Annotated in this window: 29 protein-coding genes; 12 read left to right on the forward strand and 17 right to left on the reverse strand. The window is 30.5% G+C overall.

What is annotated here, in order from left to right:
- Window positions 1-6: 6 nt before the first annotated feature.
- A complete protein-coding gene (locus tag HMPREF2658_RS07605) occupies window positions 7-426 on the reverse strand; it encodes a MarR family transcriptional regulator (protein WP_000278015.1) in 420 nt (139 codons plus the stop codon).
- Window positions 427-578: 152 nt separating this feature from the next.
- Between HMPREF2658_RS07605 and HMPREF2658_RS07610 the strand changes: the two genes are divergently transcribed.
- From HMPREF2658_RS07610 to sspC, 5 genes are all read left to right on the forward strand, one after another.
- Entirely contained in the window at window positions 579-1,589 is a 1,011-nt protein-coding gene (locus HMPREF2658_RS07610; protein ID WP_000202437.1) for an acyltransferase family protein, read from the forward strand.
- 195 nt (window positions 1,590-1,784) lie between these two features.
- Window positions 1,785-2,939 (forward strand): aminotransferase class I/II-fold pyridoxal phosphate-dependent enzyme, encoded by a 1,155-nt coding sequence (locus HMPREF2658_RS07615; protein WP_000777573.1) that lies wholly within the window; start codon window positions 1,785-1,787, stop codon window positions 2,937-2,939.
- A 512-nt stretch (window positions 2,940-3,451) separates the two neighbouring features.
- Window positions 3,452-4,453, forward strand: coding sequence for a Glu-specific serine endopeptidase SspA (gene sspA / locus HMPREF2658_RS07620; protein ID WP_070854306.1), 1,002 nt, complete (start codon window positions 3,452-3,454; stop codon window positions 4,451-4,453).
- A gap of 81 nt (window positions 4,454-4,534) precedes the next feature.
- Window positions 4,535-5,716 (forward strand): cysteine protease staphopain B, encoded by a 1,182-nt coding sequence (sspB, locus tag HMPREF2658_RS07625; protein WP_001088772.1) that lies wholly within the window; start codon window positions 4,535-4,537, stop codon window positions 5,714-5,716.
- Between the two features lie 37 nt (window positions 5,717-5,753).
- On the forward strand, window positions 5,754-6,083 hold the full coding sequence (sspC, locus tag HMPREF2658_RS07630; protein WP_000284457.1) for a staphostatin B: 330 nt from the start codon (window positions 5,754-5,756) through the stop codon (window positions 6,081-6,083).
- 237 nt (window positions 6,084-6,320) lie between these two features.
- Here the strand turns inward: sspC and menB are convergent, their stop codons facing one another.
- From menB to HMPREF2658_RS14865, 5 genes are read right to left on the reverse strand one after another with little or no spacing between them, the layout of a single operon-like run.
- Entirely contained in the window at window positions 6,321-7,142 is an 822-nt protein-coding gene (gene menB / locus HMPREF2658_RS07635) for a 1,4-dihydroxy-2-naphthoyl-CoA synthase (RefSeq protein ID WP_000184947.1), read from the reverse strand.
- Complete coding sequence (gene menH, locus HMPREF2658_RS07640; RefSeq protein ID WP_000150216.1) at window positions 7,135-7,938, reverse strand: 2-succinyl-6-hydroxy-2,4-cyclohexadiene-1-carboxylate synthase; 804 nt, start codon at window positions 7,936-7,938, stop codon at window positions 7,135-7,137. The genes menB and menH overlap by 8 nt, the downstream gene beginning before the upstream one ends.
- Window positions 7,925-9,598, reverse strand: coding sequence for a 2-succinyl-5-enolpyruvyl-6-hydroxy-3-cyclohexene-1-carboxylic-acid synthase (gene menD, locus HMPREF2658_RS07645; protein ID WP_000526699.1), 1,674 nt, complete (start codon window positions 9,596-9,598; stop codon window positions 7,925-7,927). The genes menH and menD overlap by 14 nt, the downstream gene beginning before the upstream one ends.
- Entirely contained in the window at window positions 9,585-10,919 is a 1,335-nt protein-coding gene (locus HMPREF2658_RS07650) for an isochorismate synthase (protein ID WP_223200611.1), read from the reverse strand. Before HMPREF2658_RS07650 ends, menD begins: the two co-directional genes overlap by 14 nt.
- Window positions 10,900-10,977 (reverse strand): hypothetical protein, encoded by a 78-nt coding sequence (locus HMPREF2658_RS14865; RefSeq protein WP_072357920.1) that lies wholly within the window; start codon window positions 10,975-10,977, stop codon window positions 10,900-10,902. The genes HMPREF2658_RS07650 and HMPREF2658_RS14865 overlap by 20 nt, the downstream gene beginning before the upstream one ends.
- Window positions 10,978-11,127: 150 nt before the next feature.
- On the opposite strand from HMPREF2658_RS14865, the gene HMPREF2658_RS07655 reads away from it, so the two are divergent.
- On the forward strand, window positions 11,128-12,066 hold the full coding sequence (locus HMPREF2658_RS07655; RefSeq protein ID WP_000070974.1) for a 1,4-dihydroxy-2-naphthoate polyprenyltransferase: 939 nt from the start codon (window positions 11,128-11,130) through the stop codon (window positions 12,064-12,066).
- A gap of 51 nt (window positions 12,067-12,117) precedes the next feature.
- Here HMPREF2658_RS07655 and HMPREF2658_RS07660 read toward each other — a convergent pair whose 3' ends face one another.
- Window positions 12,118-12,669, reverse strand: coding sequence for a GNAT family N-acetyltransferase (locus tag HMPREF2658_RS07660; protein ID WP_000620958.1), 552 nt, complete (start codon window positions 12,667-12,669; stop codon window positions 12,118-12,120).
- Between the two features lie 164 nt (window positions 12,670-12,833).
- On the opposite strand from HMPREF2658_RS07660, the gene HMPREF2658_RS07665 reads away from it, so the two are divergent.
- The gene (locus HMPREF2658_RS07665; RefSeq protein WP_000867356.1) at window positions 12,834-13,049 is read left to right on the forward strand and encodes a TM2 domain-containing protein; all 216 of its coding nucleotides are present in this window, start codon (window positions 12,834-12,836) and stop codon (window positions 13,047-13,049) included.
- A 63-nt stretch (window positions 13,050-13,112) separates the two neighbouring features.
- Window positions 13,113-13,244 carry an SAR1012 family small protein gene (locus HMPREF2658_RS07670; protein ID WP_001794249.1) on the forward strand — a complete coding sequence of 44 codons (132 nt, stop codon included), beginning with the start codon at window positions 13,113-13,115 and terminating at the stop codon, window positions 13,242-13,244.
- 46 nt (window positions 13,245-13,290) lie between these two features.
- Here HMPREF2658_RS07670 and HMPREF2658_RS07675 read toward each other — a convergent pair whose 3' ends face one another.
- On the reverse strand, window positions 13,291-14,250 hold the full coding sequence (locus HMPREF2658_RS07675; protein ID WP_001081317.1) for an ABC transporter substrate-binding protein: 960 nt from the start codon (window positions 14,248-14,250) through the stop codon (window positions 13,291-13,293).
- A 491-nt stretch (window positions 14,251-14,741) separates the two neighbouring features.
- Between HMPREF2658_RS07675 and HMPREF2658_RS07680 the strand changes: the two genes are divergently transcribed.
- Window positions 14,742-15,098 carry a DoxX family protein gene (locus HMPREF2658_RS07680; RefSeq protein ID WP_000766009.1) on the forward strand — a complete coding sequence of 119 codons (357 nt, stop codon included), beginning with the start codon at window positions 14,742-14,744 and terminating at the stop codon, window positions 15,096-15,098.
- Between the two features lie 166 nt (window positions 15,099-15,264).
- Window positions 15,265-15,555, forward strand: coding sequence for a hypothetical protein (locus HMPREF2658_RS14190; protein ID WP_001796515.1), 291 nt, complete (start codon window positions 15,265-15,267; stop codon window positions 15,553-15,555).
- An 87-nt stretch (window positions 15,556-15,642) separates the two neighbouring features.
- Here HMPREF2658_RS14190 and HMPREF2658_RS07690 read toward each other — a convergent pair whose 3' ends face one another.
- The 8 genes from HMPREF2658_RS07690 to HMPREF2658_RS07720 all read right to left on the reverse strand — a co-directional run bounded on the left by HMPREF2658_RS07690 (window position 15,643) and on the right by HMPREF2658_RS07720 (window position 20,650).
- Complete coding sequence (locus HMPREF2658_RS07690) at window positions 15,643-16,284, reverse strand: ABC transporter ATP-binding protein (RefSeq protein WP_000571169.1); 642 nt, start codon at window positions 16,282-16,284, stop codon at window positions 15,643-15,645.
- Window positions 16,281-16,601 carry a YxeA family protein gene (locus HMPREF2658_RS07695; RefSeq protein WP_000873929.1) on the reverse strand — a complete coding sequence of 107 codons (321 nt, stop codon included), beginning with the start codon at window positions 16,599-16,601 and terminating at the stop codon, window positions 16,281-16,283. Before HMPREF2658_RS07695 ends, HMPREF2658_RS07690 begins: the two co-directional genes overlap by 4 nt.
- A gap of 2 nt (window positions 16,602-16,603) precedes the next feature.
- On the reverse strand, window positions 16,604-18,568 hold the full coding sequence (locus HMPREF2658_RS07700) for a bacteriocin-associated integral membrane family protein (protein ID WP_000870796.1): 1,965 nt from the start codon (window positions 18,566-18,568) through the stop codon (window positions 16,604-16,606).
- A 42-nt stretch (window positions 18,569-18,610) separates the two neighbouring features.
- On the reverse strand, window positions 18,611-18,844 hold the full coding sequence (locus tag HMPREF2658_RS14195; protein ID WP_072468905.1) for a lactococcin 972 family bacteriocin: 234 nt from the start codon (window positions 18,842-18,844) through the stop codon (window positions 18,611-18,613).
- Window positions 18,841-18,942 (reverse strand): hypothetical protein, encoded by a 102-nt coding sequence (locus HMPREF2658_RS07705; RefSeq protein ID WP_031785452.1) that lies wholly within the window; start codon window positions 18,940-18,942, stop codon window positions 18,841-18,843. Before HMPREF2658_RS07705 ends, HMPREF2658_RS14195 begins: the two co-directional genes overlap by 4 nt.
- A 538-nt stretch (window positions 18,943-19,480) precedes the next feature.
- Window positions 19,481-19,558: a putative holin-like toxin gene (locus tag HMPREF2658_RS14920; protein WP_099112139.1), complete on the reverse strand. Its 78-nt coding sequence runs from the start codon at window positions 19,556-19,558 to the stop codon at window positions 19,481-19,483.
- A 298-nt stretch (window positions 19,559-19,856) separates the two neighbouring features.
- Window positions 19,857-20,459, reverse strand: a complete 603-nt coding sequence (locus tag HMPREF2658_RS07715) for a CPBP family glutamic-type intramembrane protease (protein ID WP_001033862.1) — start codon at window positions 20,457-20,459, stop codon at window positions 19,857-19,859.
- A gap of 14 nt (window positions 20,460-20,473) precedes the next feature.
- On the reverse strand, window positions 20,474-20,650 hold the full coding sequence (locus tag HMPREF2658_RS07720) for a YkvS family protein (protein ID WP_000214898.1): 177 nt from the start codon (window positions 20,648-20,650) through the stop codon (window positions 20,474-20,476).
- A gap of 198 nt (window positions 20,651-20,848) precedes the next feature.
- On the opposite strand from HMPREF2658_RS07720, the gene HMPREF2658_RS07725 reads away from it, so the two are divergent.
- Window positions 20,849-21,835 carry a lipoate--protein ligase gene (locus HMPREF2658_RS07725; RefSeq protein ID WP_000668824.1) on the forward strand — a complete coding sequence of 329 codons (987 nt, stop codon included), beginning with the start codon at window positions 20,849-20,851 and terminating at the stop codon, window positions 21,833-21,835.
- Between the two features lie 80 nt (window positions 21,836-21,915).
- On the opposite strand, the gene HMPREF2658_RS07730 is transcribed toward HMPREF2658_RS07725, so the two are convergent.
- Complete coding sequence (locus HMPREF2658_RS07730) at window positions 21,916-22,134, reverse strand: IDEAL domain-containing protein (protein WP_000876826.1); 219 nt, start codon at window positions 22,132-22,134, stop codon at window positions 21,916-21,918.
- A gap of 209 nt (window positions 22,135-22,343) precedes the next feature.
- Between HMPREF2658_RS07730 and HMPREF2658_RS07735 the strand changes: the two genes are divergently transcribed.
- Window positions 22,344-22,913 (forward strand): competence protein ComK, encoded by a 570-nt coding sequence (locus HMPREF2658_RS07735; RefSeq protein WP_000287265.1) that lies wholly within the window; start codon window positions 22,344-22,346, stop codon window positions 22,911-22,913.
- The last annotated feature ends 170 nt before the right edge of the window (window positions 22,914-23,083 follow it).

Raw genomic sequence — 23,083 nt, forward strand, 5'->3', positions numbered from 1 at the left:
GCCGTGTTACAATGAAATGCGTCGTTGATTTAACTTATCAAGTAATTGATTTAAATTGTCTAATTCGACTTCCGATAAACATTGACATCTTGCTTCAATCAATTCGCAACGTGCATTATTTATTTGTGAAATCAATGTACGTGCTTGATCAGTCAAAATTAATTCTTTACATCTTAAATCTTCGCTAGATTGTTGACTTGTGATGTACCCTTTCAAAACTAATTTCTTAATCCACCTTGAAACTATAGATTGTTCCCTGCTAATCTTCATCGTCAAATCATACTGTGATAAGCGATCGTAATTAAATAAAATACGGAGAAGTTCTAGCTGTTCAGAGGTGATATCCGTGCGTTGTCCAAATCTTCTATTCACTAAGTTTAAGTCATTGTTAGTCAGTGTAATAAGTTTTTCAAGTTGTTTATACATGTTGTTCTACTCCACTACATATTATTTATAATATTATATGCTTTTTTTATAATTTTTACAATACTATTCGACACAATAGACAAATTTGTTGCATAACTAATACAAAATATAATAAATTAGTAAGAGTCTTATGGACATAAAGGAGATAAAATATGACTTCATTAAAAGAGAGAGATTATTTTTTTGACAATGCAAGAGCAATTTTAATATTATTAGTCGTATTTGGACATATGTTACAACCCTACACTAGTGGCGATAAATATTTATCAGCATTATACCTAGTTATTTATAGTTTCCATATGCCAACATTTTTGTTTATATCTGGTTATTTCGCGAAAAATATTGATAAACCATACTATTTAGAAAAAATTTCAAAACGCTTGATAGTACCTTATATGATATTTTTTGCATTCTTTTCAATATACTATTTCTTAACAGGTAAAAGTGACGAATTACAACTTGATCCTTTTAACCCAGTATTTGCGTTATGGTTTTTGATCACGCTATTTTTCTTTCATGTCATTTTAGTAATAGTTAGAAGATTTAATCCTTATAAAGTGCTATCAGTTTCAATTATTATATCTATTGGAGCAGGTTTTTCAGATAACATCGATAGCTACTTAAGCATTTCAAGGACAATCGTATTTTTCCCAATATTTTACCTAGGTTACATTTTCACCAAAAAACATACGGCTATTTTTAAAAATAAAAAACTAATACCAGTATCTATCATTACCTTTATTTTGTTTTTTATCATTTACGTGATTCATCCTATCAATGCAGATTGGTTATTAGGAAGTTCACCATATACTTCACTTGAAAATGAAGGACAGAGTGTATTCAGTCCTTTTAAACGACTTATATTATATGGAATTATATTAATCGCAATGACTGCGTTTCTAAATTTAATGTCAACAAAGAAAAAATTATATACTTATATTGGTAGTCGTACGCTATACGTATATTTATTACATGGTTTAATTATTGGCATTGTTAGAGGATTTGAATGGTACCCATTCGATAATCCTATATCTTTAATGACGTATCTTTATTTATTAAGTATATCTGTAATCATCGTATATGTATTATCTACAAACTTTGTTTGTAAATGGACAAATCCAATAATTAATTTACAAAGACCATCACAGTTTAAAGACTCATAATTATATAATGTCTAAGTACATTAACTGTAACCACTTCATTCATTTTGAAAAGTAGTTACTATAGTGTATTTAGACATTTTTCGTTTTTCAAATAAAGCTTAAGTAATTTACCCTTTTTTGCTTTAAAAGTATGTTATGATATTATTAATTTCTAAATTTTTAGACAATATTTGATTTATATTTGAGGTGTCACAAATGAAACTTTCTTTAAATTCTAATTCTAAATATTTAAGAGCACCAAGTATTCGCCAATTTTCAAATCGTATGAATAATTTGGATGATTGTGTTAATTTAACTATTGGCCAACCAGACTTCCCTATGCCTGATGTTGTGAAAAAGGCATATATAGATGCTATTAACAATGACAAGACATCATACTCTCACAATAAAGGCTTATTTGAAACTCGCGAAGCAATTAGTCAATACTTCAAAAATCGTTATCATTTTTCCTATGATCCTGAAGAAATTATTGTGACAAATGGAGCAAGTGAAGCAATAGACACAACGTTACGTTCTATCATTGAGCCTGGAGATGAAATTATAATACCGGGACCAATTTATGCAGGCTACATACCACTCATCGAAGTACTAGGTGGTAAACCAATTTATATTGATACAACAGCAACACAATTCAAAATTACACCTGATGCGTTAGAAAGTCATATTTCTCCAAAGACAAAAGCTGTCTTGTTAAATTATCCAACTAATCCAACTGGCGTAGTTTTAAAAAGAAATGAAGTTTTAAATATCGTAAATGTATTAAAAAAATATCCGATATTTATTATTAGCGATGAGATTTATGCTGAAAATACATTTAGTGGTAAACATGTATCCTTCGCTGAATTTGAAGACATTCGTGATCAATTAATATTAATTGGTGGTTTAAGTAAATCACACTCAGCAACCGGAATAAGAATTGGTTTTCTATTAGGACCTCAATATTTGATTGATAAATTAACATTTATGCACGCCTATAATTGTATTTGTGCCAATGTTCCAGCTCAAATAGCATGTATAACAGCGTTGAATGAAGGCGTAGAAGCTCCTAAATATATGAACGAAGCTTATGTAGAACGAAAAAATTATTTAGTATCCGAATTAACTAAATTAGGATTTGAGATTACCGCTCAACCTGAAGGCGCGTTTTATATTTTCCCAAGTATTAAACATATCACCGATGACGATTTCGAATTTTGTGTCGATTTACTTGAATCAACACATTTAGCAATCGTGCCAGGCTCATCCTTTACAGAATTCGGTAAAGGATTTGTGAGGATTTCCTATGCTTATGAAATGGATGTTTTAAAAGAAGGTATGAAGAGACTTGCTAAATATTTAAATACTAAATAAAAATGATATGTTGAACTGGACGTCGTGAACGAAATTCATAGTACGTTCAGTTTTTTATATTCTATAAGTTTTAAATAATACTCTAAAGTGAGCGTACATACTTCAAGGACATTTTCCCTCCTTTAAATGATTCTATCAAAAGCTTGTAATATGCTAACTTAAAATTGTTCTTCGAAACTTAAGCACTCAAATAATATATCACCATTCATATTAATCTACCTTTGGCCAAACAATTATTATTCAAACGTTACTATTTATTATTATAAACAAATACTTTCCCTTCGTTCTCAATTCCTTTCTTATTTATTCTTTTAGATAAATGCAAACAATTGACAACCTTATCAATTTAACTCAATCTAATAAAGTATAATACAATTCAATTTTAATTCCATTAATGTTTTTGTAAACTCTAATCTTTACAAAAACTTTTTAATTTATTTATATATTATTATTGACTTAAAAATTTTTAGTGTTATATTTAACTTGTAAATAATTTTTTTGGAGGTTTTTAGATAAAAGGTAAATTTTTAAAAGTTAGTTCTTTATTCGTTGCAACTTTGACAACAGCGACACTTGTGAGTTCTCCAGCAGCAAATGCGTTATTTTCAAAAGCTATGGACAATCATCCACAACAAACGCAGACAGACAAACAGCAAACACCTAAGATTCAAAAAGGCGGTAACCTTAAACCATTAGAACAACGTGAACGCGCTAATGTTATATTACCAAATAACGATCGTCACCAAATCACAGATACAACGAATGGTCATTATGCACCTGTTACTTATATTCAAGTTGAAGCACCTACTGGTACATTTATTGCTTCTGGTGTAGTTGTAGGTAAAGATACACTTTTAACAAATAAACACGTCGTAGATGCTACGCACGGTGATCCTCATGCTTTAAAAGCTTTCCCTTCTGCAATTAACCAAGACAATTATCCAAATGGTGGTTTCACTGCTGAACAAATCACTAAATATTCAGGCGAAGGTGATTTAGCAATCGTTAAATTCTCCCCTAATGAGCAAAACAAACATATTGGTGAAGTTGTTAAACCAGCCACAATGAGTAATAATGCTGAAACACAAGTTAACCAAAATATTACTGTAACAGGTTATCCAGGTGATAAACCTGTAGCAACAATGTGGGAAAGTAAAGGAAAAATCACTTACCTCAAAGGCGAAGCTATGCAATATGATTTAAGTACAACTGGTGGTAACTCAGGTTCACCTGTATTTAATGAAAAAAATGAAGTCATTGGCATTCATTGGGGTGGCGTTCCAAATCAATTTAACGGTGCAGTATTTATTAATGAAAATGTACGCAACTTCTTAAAACAAAATATTGAAGATATCAATTTCGCAAATGATGACAACCCTAACAACCCTGATAATCCTAACAATCCAGACAACCCTAATAATCCGGACAATCCTAACAACCCAGACCAACCTAACAACCCTAATAATCCAGACAATGGCGATAACAATAATTCAGACAACCCTGACGCTGCATAAACTTCATCTTAATTTGAATTTAGTAAATAGAAGCAAAGACTTAGCAACGCAAAATATTTTGACTTAAATGGAGGGTATTATATGAATAGTTCATGTAAATCTAGAATATTCAATATTATAAGCATTATAATGGTTTCAATGCTTATTTTATCACTAGGCGCATTTGCTAATAACAATAAAGCCAAAGCCGATTCACACTCTAAACAGCTAGAAATTAATGTTAAGAGTGACAAAGTACCTCAAAAAGTAAAGGATCTAGCACAACAACAATTTGCTGGTTATGCTAAAGCATTAGATAAACAAAGTAATGCAAAAACTGGTAAATATGAACTTGGCGAAGCTTTTAAAATTTATAAATTTAATGGTGAAGAAGATAATAGTTACTATTATCCAGTTATAAAAGACGGTAAAATTGTTTATACTTTAACACTTAGCCCTAAAAATAAAGATGATTTAAACAAATCAAAAGAAGACATGAATTACAGTGTTAAAATTTCAAACTTCATCGCTAAAGATTTAGACCAAATTAAAGATAAAAATTCAAATATCACTGTTCTTACTGATGAAAAAGGATTTTATTTTGAAGAAGATGGCAAAGTTAGATTAGTAAAAGCTACGCCACTAGCTAATAACATCAAAGAAAAAGAAAGTGCTAAAACAGTTTCACCACAATTAAAGCAAGAGCTAAAAAATACAGTAACACCTACTAAGGTTGAAGAAAACGAAGCGATACAAGAAGATCAAGTTCAATATGAAAACACACTAAAAAATTTCAAAATTAGAGAACAACAATTCGATAACTCATGGTGTGCAGGATTCAGTATGGCAGCATTATTAAATGCAACTAAAAATACAGACACTTATAATGCACATGATATAATGCGTACATTATACCCTGAAGTAAGTGAGCAAGACCTTCCTAATTGTGCAACATTCCCTAATCAAATGATTGAATACGGTAAATCACAAGGCAGAGATATTCATTATCAAGAAGGCGTACCATCATATAATCAAGTTGATCAACTTACAAAAGATAATGTAGGTATTATGATTCTTGCACAAAGTGTATCTCAAAACCCTAATGATCCTCATTTAGGTCATGCCCTAGCAGTTGTTGGTAATGCTAAAATTAATGACCAAGAAAAACTTATTTACTGGAATCCTTGGGATACAGAATTATCAATCCAAGATGCAGATTCAAGCCTATTACATTTATCATTCAATCGTGATTATAATTGGTATGGTTCAATGATAGGTTACTAAAAAGTAATATAGATATTGATTAAAGGCAGGTAAAACTATGTATCAACTACAATTTATAAATTTAGTTTACGACACAACAAAACTCACACATCTAGAACAAACCAATATCAATTTATTCATTGGTAATTGGAGTAATCATCAATTACAAAAATCAATTTGTATACGTCATGGCGATGATACAAGTCACAATCAATATCATATTCTTTTTATCGATACGGCACATCAACGCATTAAATTTTCATCTATTGATAATGAAGAAATCATTTATATCCTTGATTATGATGACACACAGCATATCCTCATGCAAACGTCATCCAAACAAGGTATTGGCACTTCGCGCCCAATCGTTTATGAGCGCTTAGTATAACTAATTTAAATGATTTCACTTCATAAAGCGGGTTGGCGAGAATTCAATTTCTCACCAGCTCGTTTTTTCATTGTAATAATAATCTTTAACATTTATTCTTTCTCTATTAATTTTTCTCAAACTATCTTATCTTTATGATAATTAATAAAAAAGCCTTTTAAATTCTTATAAAATAAAAAAGCCACCTATCGTCGCTAATAAACGACGCAAGTGACTTAATATCATATTCAAAATAACTTATGGGAATTTAGGGAATTGATCGAAGTCAGGATCACGTTTTTCTTTAAACGCATCACGGCCTTCTTTCGCTTCATCAGTTGTGTAATAAAGCAATGTTGCATCCCCAGCCATTTGTTGTAAACCAGCTAAACCATCTGTGTCAGCATTCATAGCTGCTTTAAGGAATCGTAAAGCTGTTGGTGAGTGTTTCATAATCTCTTTACACCATTGCACAGTTTCATCTTCAACTTTTTCTAAAGGTACCACTGTATTTACTAGACCCATATCTAAAGCTTCTTGTGCATTGTATTGACGACATAAGTACCAAATTTCACGTGCTTTCTTATGTCCAACGATACGTGCTAAATATCCTGAACCATAACCCGCATCAAATGAACCTACTTTAGGACCAGTTTGTCCAAAAATAGCATTATCAGCAGCAATCGTTAAGTCACAAACAACATTTAGTACATTACCGCCACCTACAGCATAACCTTTTACCATCGCGATAACTGGTTTTGGAATAATACGAATTAAACGCTGTAAATCTAATACATTTAAGCGAGGGATTTGGTCTTCACCTACATAACCACCATGTCCACGTTTCTTCTGGTCACCACCAGAACAGAATGCTAAATCACCTTCACCAGTTAATACGATAACTGAAACGTTTTGATCATCACGTGCACGTGAAAATGCGTCAATCATTTCAGCAACTGTTTTAGGTGTAAACGCATTGCGTACTTCAGGGCGATTTATTGTTACCTTAGCAATCCCTTCGTAAAATTCATATTTGATTTCATCATATTCTCTAAGTGTTTCCCATTGTCTGTTAGTCATTTTGCTCCTCCTTTAAAAATCCTAATATCATTGTATCAAATTCATCACTATCTTCCACATGAATTGTATGACCTGTAGCAGAAATTAATTTACATTTACTATTAGGAATTAAATTTGCCATTTTTTTCGCAATCTGTACAAATTTTTCATCATATTCTCCAGCTAATATTAATGTTGGTACTTTAATTTCTTTCAGGCGCGGCCATAAGTTTGGCATTTGACCTGTACCATAATCTCTTAATGCTTTGGCCATTTTCTTTGGCGATTGAGACAATCGTTGTTGTCTTATTTGAAGTTGTATTTCAACTGGTAAACCTTGTTGCGATTGAAATAATGGCAACTTTTCCCAATCATTAACAAATAATTCAATACCTGCTATGTCTAATACTTTAGCACGTGCATCATCAACAAGACGACGTTCCAGTTGATTTGCTTCTTCTTTAATACCTGGTGACGTACTTTCTAATATCAAATTAGATATAGGGATGTGACCATTAATTGCATAATATAATGCAACACGCCCACCCATGGAATAACCAAGCATTGTTATCGATTGATCTTTATATTTATCTAAAATTCGATCTAACAACGTCGTAATATAATCAAAATTCCACGTTTCATCCATTGAAGACTGATCTTCGCCATGTCCTGGTAAATCTATAGTGATGACATGACAGATATCAGTATATTTATCGATGTGATTATGATAAGTACGACTGTCGCTAAGAAAACCATGCAGTAATACTAAAACTTGATTGGTCTCAACGTTTGCTTCATAGTAATTATAATGTGTCATGAATCATTTCACTCAATTTCTGATATAAAATTTGATGCTGTTTAAAGTTATCTTCGCGATTCGTTATCAATTCATAAATCGTCGAAGTTTCAGATAACAATGTAGCATTTTTAAATTCTGAAACACTGTTAAAACGTTTAAAATCGAATTGATATAACTTAGCTGTATACTCGAAATCCAATCCCGTCGGTGTGCCAAACAACCGTTCAAAATAGTCGGTTGCACTTTCTTTTTGTGGTAAATATGAAAAAATACCGCCACCATCGTTGTTCAATAATACAATATTCATCTGAATATTATTTAATTTTGACATTAATAGTCCATTCATATCATGATAAAATGACAAATCACCTATCAATAATGTTATTCGTTTATGCACAGCCATACCCAGTGCAGTTGAAACGATACCATCAATACCATTCGCACCACGATTCGCATAGACATCTATATTTTTATTCAATAACAAGTTATCTACATCTCTGATAGGCATACTATTACTAATAAATAATGCATCTTTTTCAGATGTTTTCTTAATCAATTCACCAACGAATGCACTCTCATCTGTAGCTTGTTCCAAATAACATTTAATTTCTTTACGCCCTTTTTTCTCTAAGCGTTGCCATTTTTCTAACCAACTTACGCGATTAACTGTCGTGTCTTCCATTAATGACCTAAAGAAATCATTCGCAGAAATCTCATATGAAATATCTGGTGCTATTGGAAAGACATCAATCTTATCATTGTTTTGCACTAATATTTGAAATGCATCAGTTTTCTTTAACCATTGATTCAACTTTTTAGAAATCACTGGTTTCCCAACACGGATAATAAAATCAACCGTTAAGTCTAAGCCGCTTCTAAATAACAAATCATACGTACTAATCACATTCGGATGATCAAATTTTCTTAAATGACTTAAAGGATCAGCTAAAATAGGCAAATCATATATCGTTGAATACGTCAGTATTTGATCAACTTCTTGGTGCTGCATATCCCCTACAATAATTAAACCTTTTTTCTTATTTAAAATGAGTCTTAATGCCGATGCATCTATACTTTTTTGATAGTGCGGTAAAATCTTCATCTCAGAAGTTAACAATTCTATTGCATTCAAATCAGGTGTTAACGGATCTCTAAATGGCAAGTTAAAATGAATCGGCCCTTTATGTGGTCCATATAAATATTGACTAGCAATTTGCATTTGATAATAAATTGCATCAATAGTCTCTTTACTATCATCCGCAATAGGCATATCGAACTCATAACTTACATAATTATTAAACATATTTACTTGATTAATCGCTTGTGGTGCGCCTACACTTCTTAATTCATGCGGACGGTCACTTGTTAAAACGATTAATGGAATTCTACTAATTTGGCTTTCAGCAATTGCAGGCGTATAATTCGCTGCTGCTGTACCAGACGTACATAATATAGCGACAGGTCTTTCACTGCCTTTAATTAACCCAACTGCAAAAAACGCTGCACTTCGCTCATCGGGGTGTATCCATGTTTTAATATTTGAATGTGCTTCAAATGCAAGTGCAAGTGGCGTTGAGCGTGATCCTGGACTTATAACTACTTCCCTTACGCCGTACGCATATAACTCAGATGCAAATGTAAAAACTTGCTTCGTTAAAGCTGCTTTATGATTTCCCATTCATATCGACTCCTAATGCATTCATCATTGGTGTGAACTTAAGGTTCGTTTCTGCCAATTCACTATCTGGATCAGAATCTTTAACAATGCCACACCCTGCAAATAATGTTGCTTGTGCTTTCTTAATAAGCATCGAACGAATTGCAACAATAAATTCACAATCATCGTATATATCTATATAGCCAACCGGTGCACCATATAATCCTCGCGTACCAAATTCTTTCTGCTCAATAAAATCCATTGCAAATTCTTTTGGATAGCCACCTAAAGCAGGTGTTGGATGTAAATGATCAATTAAACTAATATACGAATCATCCTTCAGTGGCGCCTTTATTTCAGTGTACAAGTGATATAAATGATCATTTTTTAGAATTTTAGGCGTCTTATCATAATGTAATTCAGTGATATAAGGTTTAATATCATGTAAAATACTGTCAACAACAAATCGATGTTCGGTTAAGTTTTTATTATCTTTTAAAAATGCTTCAACATTTTTTGTATCTTCGTCTTCATCTTGTGAACGTTTAATTGTACCTGCTACAGCTTTAGTCGATAGTATTTTATTATTGACCTTTATTAATTGTTCAGGTGTTTGTGAAAAGAATATAGAATCTTGTGATTCTAACAAGAATATATAACTGTTTTTTTCTTTAGAATATGCTTGCTTTAGAATATATGGAATACTGATATCTTTATCGAACTTTATTAACCGTCTACGTGCTAGTACAATTTTTTCTTCATTATTAATAGATTCTATTGCTTCTACTACAAGTTGACGCCAGTCATCTTTATAAATATCTTCATTTCTAGTAATTACCCCAATTTGCTCGTCCGCATCTATATCCGATATATTGTTGAACAAATCCATTAAATCGTTCAATGCCTCAACAGTAAAACTTTCCCTTTTAACTGTATAAGTTAAAAATGTCCCATTATTATCAGTTGAAATTAAAACTTCAGGTAATACAAAATGATTTAGTCCAAACTCTCGCCATTCATCATCTGATTTATGACTTGAAAATTGGAACCCTCCAACAACTCGAAGATGATGTTTCTCAGATTGCGGATGTATAAATGTGATGTTATGTTTTAATTTTTCCCAGTCTTTAAAAATAGATTGTTTATTTTTAGAATTATTTTTGAATAATTGAATTGCTTTGTAGCCAAAATATGACGTTCGATTATCATTCAAACGCATATAAAAGCGATCTCCTGCCTCATTGTCAGTGAGATGAAATAATGTGCTCGGGTCTAGTGACTGTGATAATTTCACTTCAACTGAAACCCATTCCTTTGAGCTGTCATATATCTCTTTGACAATATCGTCCTCTAATACGCCCGTAGCCATCCATTTCACTTCTTTCTTCGTCTTTTTTCACTCATTATTATATTGTATCATTTTTGGATAATTGTGTTACAAGAATTGCTTAAACTTATCTTGCAATTTTTCACGTCAATTGACCTTTATGCTACTTTCTATTAAAATATCTTTGTTATAAAAAATATGATTTAAAGAGGTTTTGTATTCAATGAGTAATCAATATCAGCAATATTCTACAGTTAAGAAATATTGGCATTTAATGCGTCCTCATACATTAACTGCTTCCGTAGTACCCGTTTTAGTTGGTACAGCAGCATCTAAAATATATTTTCTTGGTAGCGAAGATCATATTAAAATCAGCCTATTCATTGCCATGTTACTAGCATGCTTACTAATTCAAGCAGCAACTAATATGTTTAACGAATACTATGATTATAAAAAAGGCCTTGATGATCATGAATCTGTAGGCATTGGTGGTGCCATTGTACGCAACGGTATGAGCCCAGAGCTTGTGCTACGATTAGCCATTGCATTTTACATCGTAGCAGCAATATTAGGTTTGTTTTTAGCTGCTAACTCTTCATTTTGGTTATTACCAGTTGGATTAGTATGTATGGCTGTTGGTTACCTATATACAGGTGGCCCTTTCCCTATTTCATGGACGCCTTTCGGTGAATTATTCTCAGGCGTATTTATGGGTATGTTTATTATCGTTATTGCATTCTTTATTCAAACTGGCAATATTCAAAGCTATGTAATTTGGTTAAGTGTACCTATAGTAATCACTATCGGTTTAATTAATATGGCTAACAATATTCGCGACCGTGTCAAAGATAAAGTAAGTGGTCGTAAAACTTTACCCATTCTATTAGGTAAAAATGCTTCTTTAACATTTATGGCAATCATGTACTTTATCGCTTATGCCTTTATTGTACTTACGATCATTATTAAACCTGGTGGCTCATTATTTTACTTACTTGCGTTGTTATCATTCCCAATGCCTGTTAAAGTTATCAGACGTTTCAAGAAGAATGATACACCGCCTACAATGATGCCAGCAATGGCTGCTGCTGGTAAAACAAATACATTTTTCGGTTTATTATATGCATTAGGTATTTATATTAGCGCATTATTTGCAGGCATTTAATATAAAATGATACTACTCGGCAATCGACTTACATCGAACTGTCGAGTTTTTTTATTTAACAATTAAATGATGATACATGTGCTTGTATAATTCAATCTGTCCATCAGATATAAAGCCTACTTTTTTATATAACTTTAATGCTGCTTCATTATTAATATCGCAATTCAAACTCCATTTAACATGTGTATTTGATTCAAGTAATGACGTTAATAACTTTGTCGCGATGCCTCTACCTCTATATGCTTCAAATGTCGCAATTGTTTCTATATAATACTCATCGTCTTTAGCTTCTTTTAAAGGTAATGGCGTGCCATATTGTTTTATTTCTTCTGGCAAGTCAAGTAGTTCCCATGCTTTTTCATATTTCAATTCATTTTCACCGCTATAGCTAATAATACAACCTGCTACTTTATTTTCTATTTCATAAACTAAAACATGCTGATAAAAAGTTCTATATGTTGCATCAACACAGCTTTTTTCAATTGCATCTAATACCATGTCTTTAGGTAGATGCTTTACCAATTCTAATTCCATATCATCCCAAACCATATAAACTAACTTCGCAATATCAAATCGGTCCTCTGGACGTGCTTGACGTATCACTATGTCATCATTCCCTTTTACGTTATTAACATTTATTATATAGAAATTCTAGCTTATTTTAAAAAGATATACTTATAATTTTAGAAAGTTTGAAAATTCTAAAGTTAGAAAGATTGGTTTTCACAACGAATTTAAGTAGAATTATAGTTAAGGAGGATTTACAAATGAAAGTCAATAAAGCCATTTATGTTATAGTTGCATTATTTCTTGGAGGTCTAGGGATTCATAAATTTTATGCTGACAAATTTGGTCAAGGTCTTTTTCACTTATTATTTTTCTGGACAGGTATCCCTACCATCATCTCAATAATACATGCCATTTTTATCATTTTTACTAAAAAAGCAGATAAAGACGGTTATATTATATTCCCTAAAAATTAAATTGTGACAATGACGTTTAAAAAGCATATATGAATGGGTATATAGTTCATAAGATAAAGAGAAATGAGGTATGTAACGATGCGTCAATTCATTAAAAGAATTGTTAAAACAATCCTTGTCGGTTATGTAATTAAATTTATTCGAAATAAACTTTCAGGTAAATCATCACATCCGACAGATAATAAACATAAATAAAAAATACAGCGCCACTCTTATATGATTTACGAGTGGCGCTGTATTTTTATTTTGCTTTTTCTGCAATTTTTTCTAAATCTTCTGCCATACTTTCACTTGCGATAATACCTCTTGATTGCAACCACTTATTTCGGTCAACGTCATAAACTTTATTATCTTTCACAGCTTTTAATGATTTCCAAACTGCAGGATCAATGAATTTCGTTCTATTTTTATCTGTTTTTCCATTCGTAGCTAAAATCATAACTTTTGGATTGATATTGGCAAGCTCTTCATTATTTAAATAAATATAAGGGCCACCCTTGCGTTCACCAACATGCACAGTTTTGTCTTTTGTGACTTCAGGTTGAATACCCATTTTAATTAAGAATTGTCCCATAAATGTATCTTCATTATTAATAAACATACCTGCTCTTGAGATACCAAATGCAAATGCAGATTTTAACGTACTCTGTTCAATTTTCTTTCTAATCTCCGCTAATATTTTATCATGCTTTTCCAGACGCTTTTCGCCTTCTTTCTCTTTGCCAACTGCTTTAGAGACTGTTTTAAATGCTTCAATATTTGCATTGTAATCTCCCGTACCACTGACTAACATAATTGTCGGCGCAATTTTGCTCAATTCTGATTTGATTTTCTTATGTCTGCTGACATCTGCAATAATCAAATCCGGTTTTAATTTACTTATCACTTCCATATTCGGTTGTGGTCTAGACCCAACCGATTCATACTCCCCAATCTTATCTCTTACTGACTTTGTTATATTTTTACTGCTTCCATCATCTGCAATACCAACAGGTTTCATATCTAATGCTGCTAAATAATCAGCAAAACTATATTCTAATACAACAACACGTTTAGGATTTTTCTTAATTTTTTCAGTTCCTAATTCATCTTTTATTGTCGTCATTTCAGTTTTCTCTTCAGTATCTTTTTGACCACAACCCGCTACTGCTACAACTAAAATTAGCATAAACATAATTAGTTTAATGATATTCCTATTCACGCATTTACCTCCAAAACAACTTTTATAGAGAACTACATTATTATTTTATCATTTAATAAACTTATAATATATTAAAACGGTCATTATTTTTTCTTATCATATTTGATTATCAAATCTTCGTATTATAAACAGCAAATGGCCTCTAATTTTGAAGATGACGCACTGGTTAATATTAATCATATCGCTTAAAGTAGCATTCTGTTTGTTCTCACTACTACTAAGCCTCCACAACAGTGTTCAAGATACGTATATTTTGATGCCATAATTAATTCATTTACCTATAAACTTTGTACTATGCTGTGCTAATCTTTATTTATAAATACAAAATGTAACTGATGACTTAAACGTCTTTCTACAACAATTGTTCAATACAATAGAACATTTAATAAATATTTAATAATTATTTTTATAAATAATCTTTACTTTCCACATCTTTACAAATATAATTTGGACTATGTTTTAAGAAAAATATGTATGTTGGAGGTGACATGATGAAATTAGGTATGCTTTTAATTAGATGGATGTTAGCAACATCATTCTTAGTGCACGGTACTTTGAAATTTGTTGATTTAGATGGAACAATTCACTTCTTAGGCTCTTTAGGTTTACCACCTACCATTGCAGTATTGATGTCAATTGGTGAAGTTGTTGGAGGTTTAGCACTTATTATCGGCTTTTTAACGCCTTATGTTAATGTTTTTTATATTTGTGTTATGTTAGGCTCAATCTTCACACTTAAACTTACAAGAGGATATGTAAGTGGTTATGAATTTGAAATCATACATATCGTAATGAACTTAGCTTGTATTAGTAGTTACAGCTGGAAGAAATGGCTACAATTTTATTAACTATTATTTGAGAGGACTATCCTCTCTTTTTTTGTATCATGGTTTTCTATTAAATAACCATTTTTATTATCTTCCATAAAATCACCTTTTAATCAAGCCAATTCAATTTAATTTCAAATTCATCTATCATACAATTTAATTTTATTGTATGATGTATTTAAAATGATTGTTTTACGCATGTCATTTTAAAATGAAAATTGGAGGTGTAATTTTGACTAGAACTTATAATATTATTGGTATCCTTTCTTGTCTTATATCTTTCATTATTATGGCGTTACCAATGATTTGGTATGCAGCTTCAGCATTATGGTTCTTCCCAGGTGCAATCATGATATTGCTGCTATCTTTAGTCATTGTTTTTTGCTACATTAAAACAAAAAATCAATTACATTTATTACTACTCGTATTAAATATTATTATATTGCTTTTTTTCAGTTTGCCGTTATTACTTTCATAACATAGCAACGCATTATAAAAGCCAATCAAATGGAGTGTTGAAATTAACATTCCCAATTGATTGGCTTTTAATTTTATCTTTTGGATATCACATAGATGCTACTTTTCTATACTGTTCTAAATCTATTATTTCGTCACATTGATTTGCAATAGCCATATCATGTGTTGCTAAAATTAGCACTTTATTTTCATTGACCAAATCAAATAATGATTGAATAATCATCTGTCCTGTTTTAGGATCTAACGCACCCGTTGGTTCATCAGCTAACATAACAATCGGATCTTTTAACATCATTCTAATTAAAGCGACACGTTGTTGTTCACCTCCACTTAGAGTATGAACTTTTCTTTTTAAACTGTTTGACAGACCAAACTGTTCTATATAACGTATCTTTAATTGTTCTTTTTCTTTCTTACTTATTTTTTTATATGCTAATCCAATATCTAAATTTTCATTTACTGTGAGATTATCGATTAATCCATAATTTTGAAATAAATACCCTAATTTATCTCTGTAAAAATTAGATTTAAATCGTTCTAATTGACCATTAAAATAGACATGTTGTTTCCCCATTTTTTCAAGTCCAGCAATAGTATTTAATAGTATAGATTTACCGCATCCACTTTTACCTATAAGTGCATATGATTTTCCACATTGAAATTTCAAATTAAGTTTCTTCAAAATATGTGTATTACCTTTTTGTATGGTTAAATCTTTTAATTCTATCATTCTTGTCTTACCTCTTTTGGTGTATCATCTTTTTCAACATATGTGATCGATATAACATATTGCCCTTTATGCTTTATTTCGACATACGTTCTACTAGGAGAAAATCCATTAAATGTTAATTTATAATCAAGCTTTTCCCCTCTTTCACTGTAAGCCGTAATATTCACATATTGTTGCGTACCTTTTGGAACTTTGGCATAACTATATTCCGTTTTTAAGAAAGGATTAAAACGATCAAGTATAGGATGATGTATGATTGTAAAAGCAATAGTAATAGATACGATTAATCCTAATAATATTGCAATGATATATTTCATAGTTAAAACTCCTTGATAACTTCATTAAAACGTCGGCCATGATAGTATAGGCTGCAAATCTGCAATAATATTTGAACGACAATAATCGTTGCAAATATCATCATTATATAGTGATAATGTAAAATTACATTCGTCAATATTCCAATAAAAACAACAACTATATTATTTATTAATAAGTATTGGTAATTGGCTCTTAATGTTGAATAACCATATAGCTTTTTGATTACGAGTAATTTTCGATGCTGTTCAAAATAATATTTCACATCAAATAAAATAATAATTACTAAGATGATTACGATAATGATTTGTGAAAAGTTGAGTACAGTTAATTTCAAATTGTTTTCATGATATATTTCCATCACGCTATCTTTATAATTGGTTATTCCACTGATTTCCCCATCAAGATGATACTTTTCAATATTTTTTACTAGCGCGTCATAATTTTTGAATAAATAGCCGCCTTGACTGATCATGGCATAATAAAAATCATTCGATAAATCTGATGCCTGAACATTCACAATGATTGGCGCCTCTATAAATGACAAATGACGACTATCTCGTGCATCAAATGTAAAAATTCGATAATCATTTTTGTTGATAAACTGTATAGATAACTTATTCTCTTTATTATTTTTATTTTGTACAAATTCAAACCATGAATGATATGCTTGATTGATTTCATTACGCATTGCATGAAACTTTTGTGGAATAATTACTTCGACATTATTTTTTTGATTTTTTATCGGAATATCAGGTTGAAACTGCTTGTGATAAATCGACCAGAACTGATTATTTACTAATATTACATTCCCCTCATCAGGCGAAAAGTTGTCATTGTCAACGGAGTCACCCTTTGGTTTGAATAAAATCGTATTATTTTCTGCTTCACTAGTCTTTACTAATTGTTCTGATCGCAGCATATTATCAATCAAACTTTGTTTTGTTTCGTGATAAGGTGCAAATTCAATCGTGTAATAATCATCTAATACATTCCAATATTTCTCAGTTTCCTTTATTTTATTCAAATCTTTAATAACACTAGTATTTTCTATCATTACACTAGCTATTAGTACTAAGAGAATACTTTTACAAACTGTATTAATAAAACGAATCGTTTTAAAGTGCTGCTTACCTTTAATCATATTGGCAATATTTAAATTTAGTAACATTAAGAAAGTCCATAAATTAATAACACTAATCGTTAAAATAAAAAGACATGAAAGTAGAACTAATCTTAATATGAATAAATCTAAATTACCCGTGTAATTTAATATCCAAAGTACACTTGTAGTTAAAAGAATTTGAGTTATGATTAACGTTACCCAATACGTGCATTTCTTTGAAAAATTTTCAAAAATTATTTTTCTTAATGTAAAACCATTTAAATACTTAATCGCATACGCTTTGAAATTAATGTTCTTTTCGAAAATATAATAAATAAAATAAACGATTAAAAGTGCGGATAATGGCACTACTATATTCATTTGTTTAATGACACCAACGGCAATCATCATATGATCTATTTTGAATGATTCAGCAGTAACACCATATTCTTTTAAAAAATTTATGAATTTAGACACGTCAAAATTTTTGTCTTTTACAAAATAACTCCCTTTGATATCTTTTTTTAATAATTCGTCGTCACTTAAATAATGAATGTTATATTTAGCATTAAAAGGAGTGATAGTTGTTGCTTTTGATTTATTAAATACATATATATCTTTATCTACGTTTTTGTTTGTATAATTTGAAGTTGATTTATAGATTGCTACGTTCTCATTTTTAGCGAATTGATTTATATGTTTATAAATCTCATTTTTATTATATTTTTTATTCCAGTCAGTTACCGCTATAGGGTATTTAGTATCAGGCAATATTTCTTCGTTTTCTTTATATGTATAAACAAATAACAATATAGCAATTAGAATGAAGATTGTAACATCAAGTATTAATTTGAACCATTTCATGTTGTACCTCTTGCGTTGTTTATTTTCTATGATTTTTAGTATTTAATAAATGTTATAATACGCTCTATTGACCCACCAATTATGTTTAGTAGCTGATGCTTTTGCTTTTACACCAGCTCTTGTATAACCACTAAATGATCTATATTTTCCGATAGCTGTTGCACCATGACCTTTATGATCATGATAACAATGCGACCAAACATACTTACTGCCGACACCGTGACTCCAAGTGCTAAAGATAAATATAATATAGCGCCAAAAATTTTGTTCTTCTATAAAAACACCTCTTCATATTTAATCCATATCTCTTTTTCGTTATTTATACAGAATTTTCTGAAAATAGTCAAGATTAATTTATTTGCTGCAAATTTCAACTACTTTATGTTAAATGGACATCAAAGTATAATTGTATTATTATTAAATTGCGCAGTGCATAAATAGACGATATGCAGGAACATGTCGCCTATTGAACCCGTTAAAAAGACGGTGACTAAATGAGATTTGCTTTAACCATCATTCGTTGTCAAAGTTTTGAAAAGATGGTTGTTTTATATTGTTTAAATTAATTATTGCGACTACTATACCAATGAAAGTTTTATTAATATATGAACTTCATTACATATTCAATAGAAATCACTTATGTATATGTACTGCCATAGAATCATAAGTGATTTCTACCACAGTATGATTTTCCTTTCAAATCTGACATGTTTAGCAGGCAATATACCGAAAATACTTCAAAATTTTGTTACACATCTAATAAAAATAGACAATTAAATAAAAGATATGTTACTATAAAAATGTAAAAAGACGACATGCAGGAACATGTCGCCTAATGAGCCCGTTAAAAAGACGGTGACTAAATGAGATTTGCTTTAACCATCATTCTATGTCAAAGTTTTGAAATGATGGTTATTTTTTATTGCTTAAATTTATTATTGCTACTACTATACCAATGAAAGTGACGATAAACATACCGAAACTTAACATTAAATGTAATGCGTTTGCAATAGATATCACAATAGGCTTTTCCTTCCAAAAGTGTTAAGTAATGCCATAGGCACCACCCCCTTTACTCAGATAGCCACCATCAATTCAACTTGCTCGAAAAATATTATGCCATTTTTATAAAATATTTAGTAATAAAAACTGACTAAAACCTAATCTCAATAATAACCGCTTGCCGTTAAAAATGTATACACTATAATAAAGCATGCCTTGAATCTTCGTATTGCTTTTCTAAAGCAAAAAGCTTTTCTTAGAACACAGACGTCTAAGAAAAGCTTATTTAAGCATTAAAAATTAATAACAATATAATAGCAACAATTTGCGCAACGGATGTTGTTGCTATGCGTCGAGTATACTCATAACTTAATGATAATATCACTTGTGCAACAAATATAAATGTTACTATCCACCAATTATCTAAATAAATAAATAATGAACTAGAACAAATTGCAGTTATTAATATAGCTACCCATTTCGGTATTGAAAAATGTGTTAATTCTTTTTGTAAAACAGTTCTCATATATAACTCGTGACATGGAATGACAAAAAGTAAAGTTACTAACATTTGCCACTTCCAATTGACACCTGTTCTTGCTAATTCTTTAATTAATGAACTATAACTTAAATTAGAAGTTATAAGTGAGAATAAAAGTTGAAGTATAATTAAAATAATTGCCGTAATAATACCAACACCAATTGATGTAAGCAACCGCTTAGATTCAATATCTCTTTGATAAAATACATAACTGATACCAGCAATTAGCATTATACCTGTATATAAATACCAGTATTCTTGGTGTTCGCCCCACATAATAAATAATATGAGATGAAATATAATGAAACTTATAATAAACCAAGTTAAAGCCTTCGAGATTTTATTCATTATAACTTACCTTCTTATTCAACAATCTTATATCGTTTATGATTGATAACAGTTTTTTCCGGTAAATCAAGGTCATTAAAATTTTCCATAATTGTTAAGTCAACAATAACAGAGTTATCGTTGATTTTTTCAACACGACCTCTTAATCCATCCATAAACTCAACAATGTTACCCACTTCTGCAACAGTCATTTTAAGTCCTCCTTAAATCATAACTAAATTATATTGTACTAAAATTCACTTAACAAATAAACTATTAACAATCAAAAATAATAAAATGTAACTTTAAGCCGATATTTAGAATGATTTGTGAGTATATAATTGGCATTTTGAGCAAAGTTAAGGCATAAATAAGTAGAGAATATATATAGATATAAGGGAGAGATTGTAATGAAATTCATTAGTAATAATAATATTACAGATCCAACTTTAAACTTAGCAATGGAAGAATATGTTTTAAAAAATTTACCAGCAGAAGAAAGTTACTTTTTATTTTACATAAATAGACCATCTATCATTGTTGGAAAGAATCAAAATACGATAGAGGAAGTAAATCAGACATATATAGATGCTCATAACATCGATGTAGTTAGAAGAATTTCTGGTGGTGGCGCTGTTTATCATGATACTGGCAATTTAAACTTTAGTTTTATAACAGACGATGATGGTAACAGTTTCCACAATTTCCAAAAATTCACTGAACCAATTGTTCAAGCATTACAATCTTTAGGCGTAAATGCTGAATTAACTGGTCGTAACGATATTCAAGTTGGACAAGCGAAAATCTCAGGGAATGCCATGGTTAAAGTTAAAAATAGAATGTTTAGTCATGGTACGTTGATGTTAAATAGTGATTTAGACGAAGTTCAGAATGCACTAAAAGTTAATCCAGCTAAGATTAAATCAAAAGGTATTAAATCTGTTCGTAAACGAGTAGCAAACATTCAAGAATTTTTAAATGGCCCTTTAGAAATTGAAGAATTTAAAAAAATCATCTTGAAAACTATCTTTGGAGAAACTGAAGTAGAAGAATATAAATTAACGGATGAAGATTGGGAAAATATTGAAAAGTTAAGTAACGACAAATATAGAACTTGGGAATGGAATTATGGGAGAAACCCTAAATATAACTTTGAACGCGAGGAAAAATTTGAAAAGGGATTTGTACAAATTAAGTTTGATGTTAAACGAGGTAAAATCGAACATGCAAAAATTTTCGGTGATTTCTTTGGTGTCGGAGATGTCACTGATCTTGAAAATGCATTAGTTGGCTGTCTACACGACTTTGAGCACATAGAAGAAGCACTATCAGAATATGATTTATATCACTATTTCGGTGATATAGATAGACATGAATTAATTAGATTAATGTCATAAACGTTTAAAGGACTATTCTTACATGTATGAGATGTTAAGAATAGTCCTTTTATAATTGCGTTATGGAATTCGAATCAATGTTATTCACCGAGAAATGCCTCCAAATTTTTGTATTCTGCCGTATATTGATTAAATGCTGCTTCATCTTTATTGACGAGTGCGTCATCTATAAGTTCTATGAGCTGTCGTTTTCTTACCTCTCGAAGTGCTTCATTGATAATTAATTCAATACCCAAATCATTGACGGTTGTGACAAACGCTTCTAAAGTTGTATGTTTAACATTAGTATTGTATTTCATAGAAACCACTACCTTTCTTTAATTTATAATAAGTATACATTTTTCTAATTTTGAAATCAATGAATATTCTGACTATTAGTTAAAAATTATTGTACATTTTCACCAAAATAATAACTTGACAACTCAGAATTTTATTATAAAATATCTTTATATCATTAATTGCATTTTTATATTAATGGTTTAAAACTTAATAAAGCGAGGTTTTGCTTATGTATTCTCAAAATATTTATGTGATACGCAAAGGAGACATGGTTATTCGACCAGCATTTGATGATGACGATCAAAGAAACGGTAGTGAAATAATTCGGTTTGACAAAACGCGTATTCAAAATCCTTTTAAAGTCCAGAAAATCATTGAACGCTCTTGCAAATTTTATGGTAATACTTATCTTGGCAAGAAAGCAGAGACAAACCGCATTACTGGCATTTCTAGTAAACCACCTATTTTACTAACACCATTATTTCCAACTTATTTTTTCCCAACACATTCTGACAGACAAAATGAAAATATTTGGTTAAATATGCATTATATCGAAAGTATTAAAGAATTAAAAAATCGTAAATGTAAAGTGACATTTATTAATAATGAATCAATCATTCTTCATGTTTCATACCACAGTTTATGGCATCAATATAACAATTCCATTTTTTACTATTACATGGTAGATAAACAATCTCGCATGATATCAAAAAATCCCGACCAACCAATAGATTATAATAAAGCCACATTGAATGTGTTTGAAGCATTGACACGCTATTCTTTATTTGAAGATAAATAAATTGTTTATTTTTAAAATATGCGGAATGTTTTATAAATATAGTGTAAATGTTCTGCATATTTTTTTAAGGTATCTATTGCAAATTAACTTAATCTTGTTATAATAATATTTGTGCTTGATATTCAAACACATACAAATTAATCCACAGTAGCTCAGTGGTAGAGCTATCG

It is taken from the genome of Staphylococcus sp. HMSC062H10, assembly GCF_001836945.1.
GTDB classification, from domain to species: domain Bacteria; phylum Bacillota; class Bacilli; order Staphylococcales; family Staphylococcaceae; genus Staphylococcus; species Staphylococcus aureus.

Coding starts and splice junctions, on each gene's coding strand:
- HMPREF2658_RS07690 (WP_000571169.1), bottom strand. CDS start 16,284: ATGATAGAATTAAAAGATTTAACCATACAAAAAGGTAATACACATATT.
- HMPREF2658_RS07605 (WP_000278015.1), bottom strand. CDS start 426: ATGTATAAACAACTTGAAAAACTTATTACACTGACTAACAATGACTTA.
- HMPREF2658_RS07700 (WP_000870796.1), bottom strand. CDS start 18,568: ATGAAATGGTTCAAATTAATACTTGATGTTACAATCTTCATTCTAATT.
- HMPREF2658_RS07655 (WP_000070974.1), top strand. CDS start 11,128: ATGAGTAATCAATATCAGCAATATTCTACAGTTAAGAAATATTGGCAT.
- HMPREF2658_RS07720 (WP_000214898.1), bottom strand. CDS start 20,650: ATGACTGTTGCAGAAGTGGGTAACATTGTTGAGTTTATGGATGGATTA.
- HMPREF2658_RS07665 (WP_000867356.1), top strand. CDS start 12,834: ATGAAAGTCAATAAAGCCATTTATGTTATAGTTGCATTATTTCTTGGA.
- HMPREF2658_RS07725 (WP_000668824.1), top strand. CDS start 20,849: ATGAAATTCATTAGTAATAATAATATTACAGATCCAACTTTAAACTTA.
- HMPREF2658_RS07735 (WP_000287265.1), top strand. CDS start 22,344: ATGTATTCTCAAAATATTTATGTGATACGCAAAGGAGACATGGTTATT.
- HMPREF2658_RS07610 (WP_000202437.1), top strand. CDS start 579: ATGACTTCATTAAAAGAGAGAGATTATTTTTTTGACAATGCAAGAGCA.
- HMPREF2658_RS07615 (WP_000777573.1), top strand. CDS start 1,785: ATGAAACTTTCTTTAAATTCTAATTCTAAATATTTAAGAGCACCAAGT.
- HMPREF2658_RS14920 (WP_099112139.1), bottom strand. CDS start 19,558: ATGTTAAGTTTCGGTATGTTTATCGTCACTTTCATTGGTATAGTAGTA.
- sspB (WP_001088772.1), top strand. CDS start 4,535: ATGAATAGTTCATGTAAATCTAGAATATTCAATATTATAAGCATTATA.
- HMPREF2658_RS07715 (WP_001033862.1), bottom strand. CDS start 20,459: ATGAATAAAATCTCGAAGGCTTTAACTTGGTTTATTATAAGTTTCATT.
- menD (WP_000526699.1), bottom strand. CDS start 9,598: ATGGGAAATCATAAAGCAGCTTTAACGAAGCAAGTTTTTACATTTGCA.
- menH (WP_000150216.1), bottom strand. CDS start 7,938: ATGACACATTATAATTACTATGAAGCAAACGTTGAGACCAATCAAGTT.
- HMPREF2658_RS07680 (WP_000766009.1), top strand. CDS start 14,742: ATGAAATTAGGTATGCTTTTAATTAGATGGATGTTAGCAACATCATTC.
- HMPREF2658_RS07730 (WP_000876826.1), bottom strand. CDS start 22,134: ATGAAATACAATACTAATGTTAAACATACAACTTTAGAAGCGTTTGTC.
- HMPREF2658_RS07695 (WP_000873929.1), bottom strand. CDS start 16,601: ATGAAATATATCATTGCAATATTATTAGGATTAATCGTATCTATTACT.
- sspC (WP_000284457.1), top strand. CDS start 5,754: ATGTATCAACTACAATTTATAAATTTAGTTTACGACACAACAAAACTC.
- HMPREF2658_RS07670 (WP_001794249.1), top strand. CDS start 13,113: ATGAGGTATGTAACGATGCGTCAATTCATTAAAAGAATTGTTAAAACA.
- menB (WP_000184947.1), bottom strand. CDS start 7,142: ATGACTAACAGACAATGGGAAACACTTAGAGAATATGATGAAATCAAA.